This is a genomic window from Sorangium sp. So ce726, from assembly GCF_051521405.1.
Taxonomy (GTDB): domain Bacteria; phylum Myxococcota_A; class Polyangia; order Polyangiales; family Polyangiaceae; genus Sorangium.
Map to the genome: position 1 here is coordinate 2,767,639 of NZ_CP150349.1, position 13,653 is coordinate 2,781,291.

General features: G+C 71.9%; 9 protein-coding genes. 2 read left to right on the plus strand and 7 right to left on the minus strand.

Annotation, left to right across the window (positions count from 1 at the left end; genetic code table 11):
• Window positions 1-2: 2 nt before the first annotated feature.
• The 3 genes from WME79_RS10560 to WME79_RS10570 are packed head-to-tail and all read right to left on the minus strand — an operon-like array spanning window position 3 to window position 3,942.
• Complete coding sequence (locus tag WME79_RS10560) at window positions 3-935, minus strand: HTTM domain-containing protein (RefSeq protein WP_437534596.1); 933 nt, start codon at window positions 933-935, stop codon at window positions 3-5.
• A complete protein-coding gene (locus tag WME79_RS10565) occupies window positions 932-1,477 on the minus strand; it encodes a hypothetical protein (RefSeq protein ID WP_437534597.1) in 546 nt (181 codons plus the stop codon). The genes WME79_RS10560 and WME79_RS10565 overlap by 4 nt, the downstream gene beginning before the upstream one ends.
• Window positions 1,478-1,503: 26 nt before the next feature.
• Window positions 1,504-3,942, minus strand: a complete 2,439-nt coding sequence (locus WME79_RS10570; protein WP_437534598.1) for a hypothetical protein — start codon at window positions 3,940-3,942, stop codon at window positions 1,504-1,506.
• A 166-nt stretch (window positions 3,943-4,108) separates the two neighbouring features.
• Here WME79_RS10570 and WME79_RS10575 point away from each other — a divergent pair, with 166 nt between their 5' ends.
• A complete protein-coding gene (locus tag WME79_RS10575; protein WP_437534599.1) occupies window positions 4,109-4,966 on the plus strand; it encodes a CPBP family intramembrane glutamic endopeptidase in 858 nt (285 codons plus the stop codon).
• Between the two features lie 186 nt (window positions 4,967-5,152).
• Here the strand turns inward: WME79_RS10575 and WME79_RS10580 are convergent, their stop codons facing one another.
• Window positions 5,153-6,433 carry a trypsin-like serine peptidase gene (locus WME79_RS10580; RefSeq protein WP_437534600.1) on the minus strand — a complete coding sequence of 427 codons (1,281 nt, stop codon included), beginning with the start codon at window positions 6,431-6,433 and terminating at the stop codon, window positions 5,153-5,155.
• A 223-nt stretch (window positions 6,434-6,656) separates the two neighbouring features.
• Window positions 6,657-7,295, minus strand: coding sequence for a hypothetical protein (locus tag WME79_RS10585; protein ID WP_437534602.1), 639 nt, complete (start codon window positions 7,293-7,295; stop codon window positions 6,657-6,659).
• 54 nt (window positions 7,296-7,349) lie between these two features.
• Here WME79_RS10585 and WME79_RS10590 point away from each other — a divergent pair, with 54 nt between their 5' ends.
• Complete coding sequence (locus WME79_RS10590; RefSeq protein ID WP_437534603.1) at window positions 7,350-9,098, plus strand: hypothetical protein; 1,749 nt, start codon at window positions 7,350-7,352, stop codon at window positions 9,096-9,098.
• Here the strand turns inward: WME79_RS10590 and WME79_RS10595 are convergent.
• Both WME79_RS10595 and WME79_RS10600 read right to left on the minus strand, forming a co-directional pair.
• On the minus strand, window positions 9,095-10,756 hold the full coding sequence (locus WME79_RS10595; protein ID WP_437534605.1) for a response regulator: 1,662 nt from the start codon (window positions 10,754-10,756) through the stop codon (window positions 9,095-9,097). The two genes, WME79_RS10590 and WME79_RS10595, sit on opposite strands and share 4 nt — an antisense overlap.
• A gap of 66 nt (window positions 10,757-10,822) precedes the next feature.
• Window positions 10,823-13,636: an ATP-binding protein gene (locus WME79_RS10600; protein ID WP_437534606.1), complete on the minus strand. Its 2,814-nt coding sequence runs from the start codon at window positions 13,634-13,636 to the stop codon at window positions 10,823-10,825.
• Window positions 13,637-13,653: the final 17 nt, after the last annotated feature.

Below are 13,653 nucleotides of genomic sequence, written 5' to 3' on the forward strand. Positions count from 1 at the left end.
CCTCACGACCTCCCGTCGCCGATGGCTGCGCTCGCGCGGCGCGGGCGCCTCAGATCGCGTATCTTCTCCAGCTCGAAGAACCCCGCGAACGCCACGCCGAGCAGCGGGTACGGGAACAGGATCGCCATCGTGAGCAGCACGCCGAGGTGGAAGAGCCAGGCGGCGCTGCAGAAGACGACCGCGACGCGCCGGCTGAACAGGGCGAGCGGCGCGCCGAGCTCCATCGCCAGGCTGGCGAGCGCGAGGGGCGGGAACAGGAACCGGTAGCGGACGAGCGCGCCGCCGAGCGGGGAGTGCGTGTCGCCGAGCGCGATCTTCCGGACGTTGTCGTAAGCGATGTAGTTGCGGAGGATGTCGCTCGTCGCCCAGTCGAGGCCGCTGTTCCGGAGCTTCGTGATCCCGGCGATGAAATACGACATCACCGTGATCGCGCAGAGCAGCCGGATCGGCCAGCCATAGCGGCCGTCCGGCGCCGGCGCGGGGGCGCCGGCGCGGCGCGCCGCGCGCGCGTCGAGCGAGTGCGCGTCCGCCGCGGCCCCGAGGCCGAGCGCGATGACGTGGAGCGCGAGCAGGTTCTCGGTGTGGAACACCATGCCCCAGGAGCTCCGGTAGCTCAGCACCCAGAGCAGGAGCGCGCCGAAGACCGGCCCGGCGACGCGGAACCGGTAGCCCGCCACGAACGCCGCGCCGGCGGCGATCGCCGCGCCAAGGAGGCTGCGCACCGCCCAGAGCGGGAGCGGCGCGGACAGCAGGGAGACCACGCCGACGGGCCTGAAGCTCTCCGGGGGCAGGTGGCTCACCCGCTGGAAGTGCACCGCGCGGACGCAGAGGTACACGAGGGCGAAGCCGCCGACCAGGAGCCGCAAGAGCGCGAGCCGCTCGGCGGGCGCCTCCGCGAAGAAGGCGCGGTCGAACCTCGCAAAGAGCCGCCTCATCGCGCGCCCACCTTGCACGTCGCGTGGAGCTTGGAGTCGCTCGGGGCCTCCTGCCCCTCGAAGAACGCGACGGCATCGAAGGTGTCGGTCCGGATCTCGACCGCGACGAGATCCGCGTAGCCGTCCTGCGCCGCGACGCGCGACGCGATGCCGCGGCAGAGCGCGCGGGCCGCGCGGGCGCCCTGCCGGATGCTCTGCGCCAGCGTGGCCTTGGCCTGCAGGACCTCCTCGCTGCCCACGAGGCGCGGCGGGATCGGCCGCCGCCCGCCCCGGGAGTCGACGCCGACGGCGCGCTCCACGGCGGTCTGCGCGTCGTGGCGGCCCCACGAGAACATCGGGTAGGTCGACAGCGGAAAGCTGTCCACCGGAGGGCGGCGGAGCAGCGGGGCGAGCATGAGGAGCAGAAACGCGGCCGTCACGCCGTAGGCGTACGCCCGGCGCTCGCCGAAGCGAGCGGCCCCGCGCGGGCTCGATCCACCGCCGGCACCGGCGCTCACGGCGGCGCCCTGCGGGCTCGATCCACCGCCGGCGCCAGCGCTCACGACGGCCTCTCCCTCGCCGCCCGCGCTCACAGAGGCCCCGCCGCCGGCGCGCTCCGCCCAGGCACGAGCCCGAGCACCCGACCGCCGTGGCCGAGCGCGGCCCAGGCGTGCTGCACGTAATCGATGCGGATCCGGGGAGACGCCATGCTCTCGCTGAAGCCCCCCTCGATGATCACGTCGCGGCTGCACGCGAAGCACGTCGCAGGCGACCACTGCTGCCGCACGAGGAACTCGAGCACCCGCCGCATCAAGGCCTGGTCCCGCGCGAGATCCTCGCCGCGCGCCTCCTTGACCGCCATCGCCGCGGCCAGCGCCTCGCCGAACCCCGCCGTCGCCGTGTTGTGCGGCGGGAGCACGTTGCCGAACCCGTACCCGCCCACGAGATCGGGCGTCACCCCGCTGTCCTCGTCGAGCACGAGCCGCGACTTGAACGCCACGTAATCGAGGCAGAACCGCTCGTAGTCGTCGCGGCGGTGGTGCCCGAGCGCCGCGCGCGCCGCGAGGCAGTGCCAGTTCTCCTCCATATACACGAAATCACTGGCGAAATGGTTCCAATAGCGGTTCGCGTAGTAGTCCATGGCGCGATCGACGGCGGCGCGTACGGTGGTCGCGGGCGGGAACTCGCGCTTCGGCTCGCGGGCGGCGAGCGCCTCGAGCAGCGACAGCGCGAGCACCGACTGGCCTCCCTCGTAGAGCTGCGTCGGGCCGAGGACGGGCGTGACGCGCGCGAGGTCGAGCTGCGGCGCGAAGCCGCCGTCGTCCCGCTGCGTCGCGAGCACCATGCGGGCGAGCCGCCCGATGAGCGCATCGTGCGCGCCGTGCGCGTCGCGGCACGTGAGGAACGTGACAAGGCTCAGCGCCGTGGGGTTGAGGCTCGCGATCGTCCCGGGGCTGTCCGCGGGGTAAAAGAGCGCGCCGACGGGGTTGCCATTGGCGGCCTTGCGCTCGAGCTTCGCGAGCAGCCCGAGCGAGCGCTGCACCACCTTCGCGAGCTCCGGCGTCACGGTCGCGCCCTCGGCGCCGCCCCCGAGCTCGCACAGGGCGAGCGTCGTGCCGGCCTGCCGCGCGATCGAGAACCCGTCGAACGAGGCGCGCCCGGTGAACGGGTCGACGATGTAGCGGAACATGCCGTCCTTCCGCTGCGCCCCGAGGATGTAGCGCTGGGCAGCGGCCGCCGCTTGCTGCGCGGTCGCCTCGGTGAGCGGGACCGACGGCTCTCCGATCCGCGACAGGAGGTGGAGCGCGCCCTCGGCGTCGACGGCGTAGCTGAGCGTCTCGATCCGCACAAGGCCGTCCCGCAGCGCGGCGCCGCCGCGGTCGCCAGGCGGCTCGGGCTCGCCGAGGGCGCGGCGCAGGACCGCGAGATCCACGCCGAAGCGGAAGTCGGGGACGCCGGCCAGCGGCGCGTTCGTGTTGAACGCGTCGAGCGCGATGAGCTGCCACGGCATGAGGCACCGCTCTGCGAGGCAGAGGCCGTCGAGCCCGGGGCGCAGCGACAGCCCGTCGAGGCCCGGGCCGGGGGAGGTGAGCGGCTGCGTGGCTGAGACCACGTCGATCTTGAGCGGGCCGCGCAGGGCCTCGGCGAGCGCGCCGCGCAGCGCCGCCGCGGCGTCCTCGCCCGGCCCGGGCTGGAGGCAGCGGGTCGCGACGGCGGCGCGCTCGGGGTCGCGGTCGCGGGTGAGGTGGGTGACGACGAGGGTGGGGCGGCCAGGCTCCGGGGGCGCCGCGCACGCGGCCGGCGCCGTGGTCATGAGCGAGGGCGCCTTGTCCGGAGGCGCGGGGAGCGCGTCGAAGGAAGAGAGCGCCTCGCGCAGCGCCGCCCCGGTGCGCGACGGTGCGCCGCCTGGCACGGGCACGACGTCGGCCTTGGCGACGCGGTGACGGAACAGCAGCGAGAGGGCGGCCAGCACGATCAGCGCGGCGAGCGCGGAGAGCGCGGGCGAGGGCCGGCGCTTCTTCGGGCGGAGCAGGCGGAGGCCGCCGGTCGAGGCGACGCCCCAGCACGCGAACGGCAGCGTGAGGAGCGCGACGACCGCCCAGACCGCGAGCAGCGCCGCCGCGATGCCGGTGCCGAGGCCGCGGTTCAGCGAGGCGACGTAGACGGCGGAGGAGAGGAGCCCGAAGCTCAGGAAGGCGAGGTAGCCGAGCGAGCAGAACGACGCCGCGCGGAAGGCGCGCGGCGCGAGCGGGTGGGGGAGGAGCGAAAGGACGGCGGTCGCGGCGTGGAGCAGCGCGAGCGCGGCGGTGACCACGGCGAAGAGCGTCCACGGCCGGAAGGGGAGGGAGAGCGCGGCCCAGGCGAAGACGGGGGCGTGGAGGGCGCTGAGCAGCCCGACGGCCCAGCGGCGCGCGTGCGGGCGCCGGGAGGCAGCGCCGCGGCTGGCGAGCGTCGGGGATTCGGCCGGGGGGGCGTGGTCCTGGAGCGGCTCCGAGGGCGGGGGGGGATCGGTGTCGGGCGCCTGCATGGTGCGGCGACGCTTAACACGGCGCCTGGCGCGGACGATCGCCGCTGTCGTTCGAGGGCGGCGCGACGCGCGGGCGCTCTCCTCGCGCATCTCCAAGATCGAGGCTCTGCTCGCGCAGCGCGCGGAGCGCGCTTGACGGTCTGCGCAAGCATTCGACAAAATCCTGATGAAAGCTCCGTTCGGGATGCGGGCTGACGACGGCGGGGAGATCGACACGGCCGGGGGCAGCGACGTCGCTGGGCGGGCGGACGGGCACCGCTTCAGCGCGCCGGGGCTCGCCGCGGTCGCCGCTGCCGCGTTCGCCTACGCCGCGTACCATTTCGTCGCGACGGACCGCGGCCTCGCCCTCGCCTGCTTCGGTGTGGCGCTCGCTTCGCTGCTTGTCGCGGCGCGTGAGCCGAGCCGGACGGCGCGGCACGGGCCGCTGCTCGCGGTTCTCATGGCCCTCCCCGCGATCGCGGGGGTCGCCGCGCCCTGGCCGTACTCGCGCATCGCGCCGTTTGCGCTCTATGCGCTGCTCGCGCGCGTCGTGCCCTCGCTCCGGTCGTCAGCGCCGCCCTTGCGGCGTGGCGCCTTCGGACCCGCGGTCCTCGGGTGGATCGCGGCGATCATGGCTGTCTCCGCGCTCGCGCTCGTGCTCTGGGTTCAGTGGATACGGCCCGATCTGTCGCAGATGCAGGACCTGCTGCCGCCCATCTCGCTGCCGCTGCTGCTCCTCGGTGGCCTGGGTTTCGCGCTGTTCAATGCGCTGCTCGAGGAGGCTGTCTACCGCCTGGTGTTCCTCGGATCGCTGGACGCCGTGACGCCCTCCGGCTGGATCGCGGTGCTCATTCAGGCGGCCGCCTTCGGGCTATCGCACCTGCGCGGCTTCCCGGGTGGGGCCGTCGGCGTGACGCTGGCGACGCTCTACGGGGTGATGCTCGGCGCGCTCCGGCGCCGCGCGGGTGGCCTCCTGGCGCCGTATGTGGCGCACGTCGTTGCCGACTTCACCATCTTCGTGCTGCTGCTGAGCTGGTCGCGATGATCCAGGTAAGTGACGACGAGGGGGCGGTGTCGGGCGCCTGCATGGTGCGGCGACGCTGATCACGACGCCTGGTGCGCACGAACGCCGCCGTCGCCTGACCGCGGTTCGGGGGCGAGGGGCCTCACGGCGCTCGACACTGGCGCCCTTGGCGTGGAGCGACAGGGACGCGACACGACTGTGTCCGACTCAAGGGCTGGTGCTCGGGCAGTTGTTGAGGAGCGCGCCCGCGTCCGCGCAGATCGCGGACATCTCTGTTCCCCCGTTCCGGCAGGTGAACCAACCGACGTCGGCGAGGTGGTGGAGGCCGACCACCTCGCCCGACGTGGCATCGATGATCGGCGACCCGCTCGATCCGCCTTCGCTGTCGCACGAGTAGCCGATCTGCGATCCCACGACCGTGCCGGAGTACGTCTGATCGATCGCGTCGACCACGCAGGGGAGGGTATGTGCAGCATCCTTCCAGAAGCCGACCTGCTTCGGGCGTCCGCCCGGGTGCTGAATGAAGTAGATCTCAGCGCCGACGCTGGGCGCCCTCGTTGTCGGGGTGAGTTCGCCCCAGGTCGTCTCCGGGTTCCCCATCGAGTCTCCCGACAGCTGGATCAGTGTGTAATCGAGGCCGCCTGTGGAGCGGGCGCGGGTCCGGCTATTCGTCTTGAGGAGGGAGCCGCCCCTGACGCTCACGCCTGCCGCCACCGTCGAGCCCAAGCAGGTCGTATTCTGATAGCCAAAGCGGGCCTCGAGGCTGTCCGTCTCGGCCTGGGTGCTTATGCAATGGTTGTTGGTGATGAGCATGTTGGGTCTGTCTCCGGCGATCAGCCAGCCCGTGCACAGGTATACGCCCCCGCCTCTCACGAAGCTCAGCCGCGCCACAGGTCTCTGCTTGGTGTCGAGCTCGGAGTGACACGCGATGTTCTCGCGACCCTCCGTGGCACACACGATATCCGGCGTGCCTGCGCTGGGCCTTCTCGCGAGAGAGATGCTGCCCGGCGTCGCCTCGCCCGATGTCACAGCATCCGGGGCGAGCGCGAGCGTCCCGTGGCCGATGTCTGCGATCGAGAACCCGTGGCCACCGCCGGTGCTGCTGTGCAGCTCGACGATCGCCGTCTCGCCGTCGATGGCGAACGCCCAGACGTCGCCGTCCCCGTTCGGGCCGCGGTCCTCGTATCGAAACGACTGCGTGCCGTCGGGGCTCGAGACGGTGACAAAATCACCCTTCGCGAGCGAGAAGTCGTTGAAGTGCACGCGCACGAACGTGGCGCCTGGCGACGAGATCGCCTGCTTCCAGCCACCCGCGTACGGGTGGGACGTCTCGGCCGCATACGCGATGACGTCACCCGCCCGGAGCGGCCCGGGCGCAGTCTCAAACTCGTCGGGGTCGTCGGTTCCGTCTGCGCCGGGAGCGTCCACGTTCCCAGCACACCCCGTGAGAGCGAGGAGCGACCCAGCGACCAGCATCTTTCTGTTCATTACAACCCCCCTTCGTCCCGGCTCGCTGCATGGAAGCGGCGCAAGCGGACGAACCGCATAGGATAAGAGAGGATGGCGAGCCCGGCAAACACGCAGCGGCTGGAGAGGAGACAGCGGCTCGATCGTGGCGAGCGATCGTTCGAACAACGGCGCTCCACCCCGCGCCGATAACGGGCCCTGCCTCTGGCCGGCAGGTCCGAGGTGGAGCGCCCCTCACGGCAGCTCACATCGCGCTGAGCGTCGCCTGGAGCTGGATGTTCGCGGCGGCCGTGTTCTTCGTGTACGCCACGCCCACGACGCGGGCTTTCACGGCGGCGCCCGTCGAGTTCAGGTGATCGACCGGCTGGAAGCCGGGACCCGGCGCGAACTGCAGGCTCCCGTTGCAGACGAGCGGGCCCCCGCCGACGCGGATCAGCCCGGCGCCGGCGCGGACGAGCCAGTCGACATGGCCCCGGTCGTCGCTCGATCGGCAGGTGCCGTACGCCCCGCCGGACCGGATCCGCGTGTTGTTTGGCACCGTCCAGGTCGCGCCGAGGCCGACGTCCGTCGCCGAAAGCGCGCTCGATGCCTGCCCGCCGAGCGCCGGGGTGAGCTGCGTCTCGTTGTAGGCGAGCACGTACCGGGCGACGGCCTCGGCGAGCGCGTTGCGCCGGGCCTCGCTCTGCTTGAACGTCGTGCTCTGTTCGATGTGAATCCCCTCGCCGAAATCGGACAGCTCGTTCACGTAGTTGTCGTTCGCCACCCCGCGCGGGCAGCCCGTCGTCCCGGTGAAGTCCGCGATCGCGTTGATCGGCTCGCGGCCTCGATCGCGCAGCGGTCCGATCGAGGAAGAATTGCTCGAATTGCGCAGGGCGCCGCTCAACCCGCTGCCGCGGCGGAGGGCGACGCGCGCGGGCGCCGGGTCATCGGAGGCTGTATGGCCACGCCACCTCCAAACGCGCGGCGCACGGCGCCGACCGGCCTCTGCCGCGTCCTCGCGGCGCTGCTCCTCGCCGCGTCGCTCCTCTCGGCGAGCTGCAGCCGGCTGTCCGCCCGGTCGCCCACCGCGCGCCGGGTGGAGCCGCGGGTCCGCGCCGTCCTGCAAGCGCACGTCGGCGCCGCGCGTCCGGCGCTCCCGCGCGAGCGAAAGGTCCCGCTGCTGCTCGTCGCCGACGCTGCGGGGAGCGCGCCCGCGCCCGAGAAGGGCCCGCAGGGAGCGGCGGGGCCGCTGCCCGAGGTCGCCGTGTCGGCGGCCGTGCCGTTTGCGCCGGGCGCGCTGCGCGACGTCCAGCTCCTCCGCCTGCTCGACGACCATGGCGCGGCGGTCCCGAGCCGCGCGAAGCCGCTCGCGGTCTGGCCCCAGGGCCGCTCGATCCGAAGCGCGCTCGTCGCCTTTCGCGCCGCGCTTCCGGCAGGCGGGCGGGCGATCTACACCCTCGACTACGGCGCCCCTCCGCCGGGAGCACCCCCGCAGCGCGCCGGCGCGCCGGCCGCGCAGTCTGCGCAGGCCGCCGTGCTCGACGAGGCGCTCCTGCCGAACCCGGACGGGCCGATCGCGGCGGTGCTGCCGCCGTCATGGTACGCGGCGAGCCTGGTGTCCGGGCCGCAGCTGCCGGTCATGGACGATCGCCGCTTCCCCGGGTTCGAGGCGGGCATCGAGGGCGCGCTCGCCCGCATGACGCCCGCCTACGACGCGTACGGCGTCACCTGCTCGGCCCCGTACCGCACGTACTACGACGGCCCGCACGCGCTCTACCAGCGCTTCCTCCGCAACGGCGACGCCGCGCGCTACCGGCGCGCGCGCGCCGAGGCCGTCTGGTACCGGCAGCACGAGCTCCGGTTCTCGCCCGATCGCCGCCTCGCGGTCCACGTCTGCGAGCGGGAGGACTGGACCCCGGCGGCGCCCCTCTCCTGGCAAGTCCTCCGGCGCATGCTCGGCCAGGGGATGGTCGACGACTACCTGCTCACCGGCGATCCGGCGGCCAGGGAGGCCGTCCTCGCCATGGGCGAGGCCCTCCGGCAGAACCAGGCCGCGCTCACGGGCGGAAGGGAAGACGTGCTGCGCGTGACCGAGCGCAACATGGCCTGGGTGATGATGACCCTGTCGAGCTACTACGCGCTCGACCCGCGGCCGGAGCTCCTGTCGACGCTGCGCGGGCTCGCGGATCGCACGGTCGCGTGGCAGCAGCAGGGCGCGTCGGGCGCGTTCGAGCACGACCTGACCCGCGCCGACCCGTCGGAGTGCGAGCGCGGCCCGCGCGGCGGCTCCCCGTTCATGACCGCGCTGCTCGTCGACGCGCTCATGGACTACCACGCGCTCACCGGCGACCCGCGCGTCCGCGACGTGGTCGCGCGCGCGGCAGGCTGGCTCGCCGAGCGCGCCATCACCTCGGACCGGCGCGCGTTCCGCTACCTGTGGGGCTGCGAGACCGACGCGTACGACGACAGCGGGACCGCCGATCTCAACCTGCTGATCGTGCCCGTGTTCGGCGCTGCCTACGCGCTGACGCGCGATCCGCGGTGGATCGAGGTGGGCGACGCCCTGGCCGACGTCGGCGTGAAGGAGATGCTGGTGAAGGAGCCCAAGCACTGGAACCAGGCGATGCGCGCGTTCGGGCGCTACCTGGGATACCGCGCGGCGCTCCCCGGCGCGGCGAGTGAATGGCAGCGATCTGCCGGGCGCTAATGGCCGTTCTTGCGCCCGAGAGCGACGCCGTTGCGGGCCTGCCTGCCGTTGACGTGCAGGTTCGCCCCGCCGTCGCCGGCCTGATGAAGTGCATAGCCGATGCCGCTCTGGAGCGTCCCCTTGGTCACCACGGCGCCGAGATCGACGCCCAGATCGATGAGCGTCTGCGCCAGCTCGGCGCGGATGCCGGTGATCACCGTCTTCGACCCGAGCAGCCGCAGCGCCGTCGCCGTGCTCATCAGCGTGCTCGCCACCGCCGAGTCGAGCACCGTCACCCCGGTGACGTCGATGATGACGACCTTCGCCCGGTTCGCCTGGACGCCGTTCAGCGCCGCCTCGAGCGCCTGCTGCGCTCGCGTGGAGTCGATCGTCCCGATGAGCGGCATCACCATGATGTGATCGGTGATCGGGATGAGCGGCGTCGAGAGCTCCGCGAGCCGGGCGCTCTGCGCCTCGATGACCTCCGCCTGCAGCGCGGCGCGCTCCTCCTCGGCCCGGGCGCGCTCCACGAGCTCCCGCTGCAGGCGCTCGTTCGTCTGGCGGAGCTCCTCCGTCTGGCGCGCCACCTCGGTCTCCAGCCGCTCGTTCGAGCGGCGGAGCTCGGACGTCATGTCCGCCAGGTGCCCGTAGAGCAGGGCGTTCTTCACGGCCACCGCCGCCTGGGAGGCCAGGAGCCCGAGCGTCTCCAGCTGCGCCGCGAGCAGCGGCTCCGGCGCCGCGTCGCCCTCGATGTAGAGGACGCCGATCAGCTCGCCCTGGCACATCATCGCCAGGCAAAGGATCGATCTCGGCCCCTTCTTCGCGAGGTACCGCGCGTCCGCCGGGCGAGCGTCGCGGCTCGTGTCCCAGACGAAGATCGATTGACGGGCCCTCGCGACCTCCTCCACGAGCGACGCCGCGAGATCGGCGCCCGGGCCCACCGGCGTCGAGAGCCCGAGCACCACCGTGTCCGGATCGCTCGTGATCGACGCCTCGATCACCAGCCCGGACTCGCGCGAGAGGACGAGGACGCACTTCCGCGCGCCGGCGTGCTCCAGCGTGAGCCGCATCAGCCGGTCGAGCACGTCGTCGAGGACGATCTCGCCCGAGACCGCCTGCGCCGCGCGGATGACCGTCGCCATCTGCGCCTGCGCCTGCGTGAGCCCCGCGAGCGCGCCCTCCAGCGCGACCGTGCGCTCTCCCACGCGCCTCTCCAGCTCCTGCGTGAGCCGTTGCAGGGCCGCCTCCGCCGCGATCCGCTCGTCCACCTGCGCGGCGAGGTGCATCGTCAGCTTCCTGAGCTTCGTGTGCACCCGGACGCGCGCGAGCAGCTCCTCGTCCAGGAACGGCTTGGCGAGGTAGTCGACGGCCCCGAGGTTCAGGCCCTTCACCCGGTCCGCAGACAGGTCCGTGCTCGCCGTCATGAAGATGACGGGGATCGCGGCCGTGGCCGGGTCGCCCTTCAGCCGGCGGCACGTCTCGAATCCATCCATCCCATCCATCTTCACGTCGAGCAGGATGAGATCCGGCATCCCCTCCCTCGCGAGCCGGAGGGCGCGCGCGCCGTCCACCGCCACCGCGACCTCGAAGCCTGAGCCCGTCAGGGTATCGGACAAGAGACCGAGGTTCCTGGGGTTGTCGTCCACGATGAGTATCGTCCCGGCTTCACTGGCATCCATCGTTCTACCCTCCAGGAAGCGCGCGCTCCCATTGCCACAACCGAGGCGCGCGCCGTCCAAGCAATGTCAATCGCGTAGGTGCATCTTGATGAAATCTTCCACGGCTTCCATCTTGAAATCCTGCATCAGGCGGCGCAGGTGCCTGCAAAACGGCGCGAGCTTCGGATCGGCGCGATCGAGCCTGTCGAGGTGCTTCTGGAGCTGGTGGAAGAGCCCCCTGTGCGCGAGATCGAAGAGGAGCCGCAGATCCTCGGCGGCGGGGGCGGTCATCGGGAGATCCGCGCCGCCGGCGAGGTCGGGTGAGCTCGGGTCGCGGTGGGCGGGCGCCTCGCCCATTGCGCCAGGATCGCCCTGCTGCTCGTAGATCCACGAGAGCCCGAGGTGCCGCTGGATCTTGTCGAAGAGCTCCTCCAGCTGCAGCGGCTTCGGGAGGAAATCGTCGGCGCCCGCGGCCAGGCTCTTGTCCTGATCGGACAGGAAGACGCTCGCGGACGACGCGATGATCTTCAACCCTGCTCGGTCCGGCGCCTTCCGGAGCAGCCGAATCATCTCCCAGCCGTCGAGCTCCGGCATCGCGAGGTCCGTGATCACCAGGTCGAACTCGCGCGACGACGCCGCCGCGAGGCCTTCGTTGCCGTCCGTGGCCTCGGACGTCTCGAACCCGACGGACTCCAGCATCTTCACGAGCACCGCGCGGTTCTCGGGCTGGTCGTCGACCACGAGGACCTGCCGCCGCCTGCCCTCGTAGTCGACGACCGCCGAAGCGGGCCGGAGCGCCGTGGGCTGGGTTCGCCGGGGCGACTCGGCGAGGATCACGTCCATCCAGAAGACGCTCCCCTTGCCGGGCTCGCTCCTCACCTCGATGGAGCTGCCGAGCAGCTTCATGATGCGCTGGCTGATCGCGAGCCCGAGCCCGGTCCCGTCGACGCGGCGCTTGCCGTCGCTGGCTTGCTTGAACGGCAGGAAGATCTGGTCGAGCTGATCCGGGCTGATGCCCGTCCCGGTGTCCTCGATCTCGAAGCGCACCCGGTGCGTCCTGCGCGGCGTGCTCTGGATCGCGGCGGAGTCCGGCGCGGAGGCGTGCGGCGGGCGCGGCCCGTCGCCCAGCCGCTTGATCGTGAAGGAGACGCGGCCCTTCTCGGTGAACTTCACGGCGTTGCCGAGCAGGTTGATCAGCACCTGCCGCAGCCGCCGCTCGTCGGCGATCACGTCGGTGGGGAGCTCGGGATCGGGCGTGTACACCAGCGCGATGCCCTTCTCCTCGGCGCGGATGCGGCAGATCTCGGCCGTCGATCGCAGGAACGAGGGGAGGTGGAAATCGTTCGCGTGGGCCTCCATCGCCTGCGCCTCGATCTTCGCCAGATCGAGGATGTCGTTGATCAACGTGAGCAGGTGGGCGCCGGAGCGATGGATGATGTCGATCCCGCGCAGGTCCTGCTCGCTCAGCCCCCGCGAGCGCCGGAGGATCTGCGCGTAGCCGAGGATGCCGTTGAGCGGCGTCCTGAGCTCGTGGCTCATGTTGGCGAGGAAGTCGCTCTTCGCCTTGTTGGCGGCGTCCGCGGCGACCTTCGCCTCCTTCAGCTCGGCCGTGCGCTGCTCGACGCGCTGCTCGAGCTCCTCGAACGACCCCTGGATCTGGCGCGCCATCTGGTTGAAGGACTCCGCCAGCGTGCCCATCTCGTCGTGGGATCGCACCTCGACCGCGGTGTCGAGCTTTCCGCTCGCCAGCTGCGACGCTGCCTGGGCCAGGTGGGTGATCGGCCTCGTCAGGACCTGCGCCATCAGGACGGCGGCCGCCGTGACGATCGCTGCGATCAGAGAGGCGAGCAGCAGCGCGTCGCGCGTGGTCTTCTCCTCGATGGGCTCGAGGAACGCCGCCTCCGGCCGCACGAACGCCACGGTCCACGGCGGCTTCTTCATGCCGTCGAAGGCGCTCACGCGCGCGAGGGCCACCGCGCTCATGGGGGCGTCCCTCGCGGCCATGCGGGCCTGCAGGAAGCGGCTCGCTGTCGAGGTCGGGTCCTGCTCGCGCTCGAACCGGCGCAGCCCCTCGTCGAAGGCCTGCACGTCGGTCGACAGCTCCGCGGCCGGCTTGTCCGGCAGCCGCCGCTCCGCCTTGAGCCGGCCTTCGAGCTCCGGGGCGAGCGGCACCAGCGACTTGAACACGAGCTCCGGGGAGCGGCCGTGCGCCAGGCGGACGTGGTGCTCGTCGAGGAGGATCGCGAACGCGTCCGACGCCTTCAGGAGCTGCGTCTGGGAGAGGATGATCCGCTGGACGGCGGACAGGTTGTAGGTGCACCGGAGCACGCCGATCGTCTTCTTCTTGTTCAGCGCGTCGCGGACGGGGCTGCTGAAGACGAGCTGGGGCACCTCGCCGGCGAACACGACCGACGACGCGTAGGGCAGGCCCGTCTCTATCGCGCGGACGAAGTAGTCCCGCTGGGATTCGTCCCTCTCCACGGGCGTCTGCACCGTGTCGAGGACGTTGTGCCCGCGCTGGTCGAGCAGCGCATAGGAGAGGATGTTGATCGTGTCCTTCCGGATGAGCCCGTGCAGCGTCCTCGACGCGAACGCATGCGCCTCGCTCCCGCTCCTCCGGGCCTCGTCGTCGAGGCTCAGGTAGCTGGTCAGCCCGGGCAGGCGGGCCTCGACGCGGACCGCGTCCAGGTTGCTCTCGATGAAATCGTCGACGCTGGTCGCCGCCTGCGACGCGGCCGCGGCGAGCGCCTGGTTGGCGCTCTCGGTCAGCACCGTCTCGTTGGTCCGCTTGTTCAGGAGCGTGAGGATCGAGAGCGGCGCGAGCGCGACCGTCAAGAGCGCCACGATCAGCTTCATGCGGAGGGTGATGAGCGGGGCCTGCTGCTGCATTGCGCGACTCATGGCGTTCGTCGAACCTC

What these genes read in the sequence shown, in the direction of transcription:
- WME79_RS10560 (WP_437534596.1), bottom strand. Translation starts at nt 935, where the DNA reads ATGAGGCGGCTCTTTGCGAGGTTCGACCGCGCCTTCTTCGCGGAGGCG.
- WME79_RS10570 (WP_437534598.1), bottom strand. Translation starts at nt 3,942, where the DNA reads ATGCAGGCGCCCGACACCGATCCCCCCCCGCCCTCGGAGCCGCTCCAG.
- WME79_RS10575 (WP_437534599.1), top strand. Translation starts at nt 4,109, where the DNA reads ATGAAAGCTCCGTTCGGGATGCGGGCTGACGACGGCGGGGAGATCGAC.
- WME79_RS10580 (WP_437534600.1), bottom strand. Translation starts at nt 6,433, where the DNA reads ATGAACAGAAAGATGCTGGTCGCTGGGTCGCTCCTCGCTCTCACGGGG.
- WME79_RS10590 (WP_437534603.1), top strand. Translation starts at nt 7,350, where the DNA reads ATGGCCACGCCACCTCCAAACGCGCGGCGCACGGCGCCGACCGGCCTC.
- WME79_RS10595 (WP_437534605.1), bottom strand. Translation starts at nt 10,756, where the DNA reads ATGGATGCCAGTGAAGCCGGGACGATACTCATCGTGGACGACAACCCC.
- WME79_RS10600 (WP_437534606.1), bottom strand. Translation starts at nt 13,636, where the DNA reads ATGAGTCGCGCAATGCAGCAGCAGGCCCCGCTCATCACCCTCCGCATG.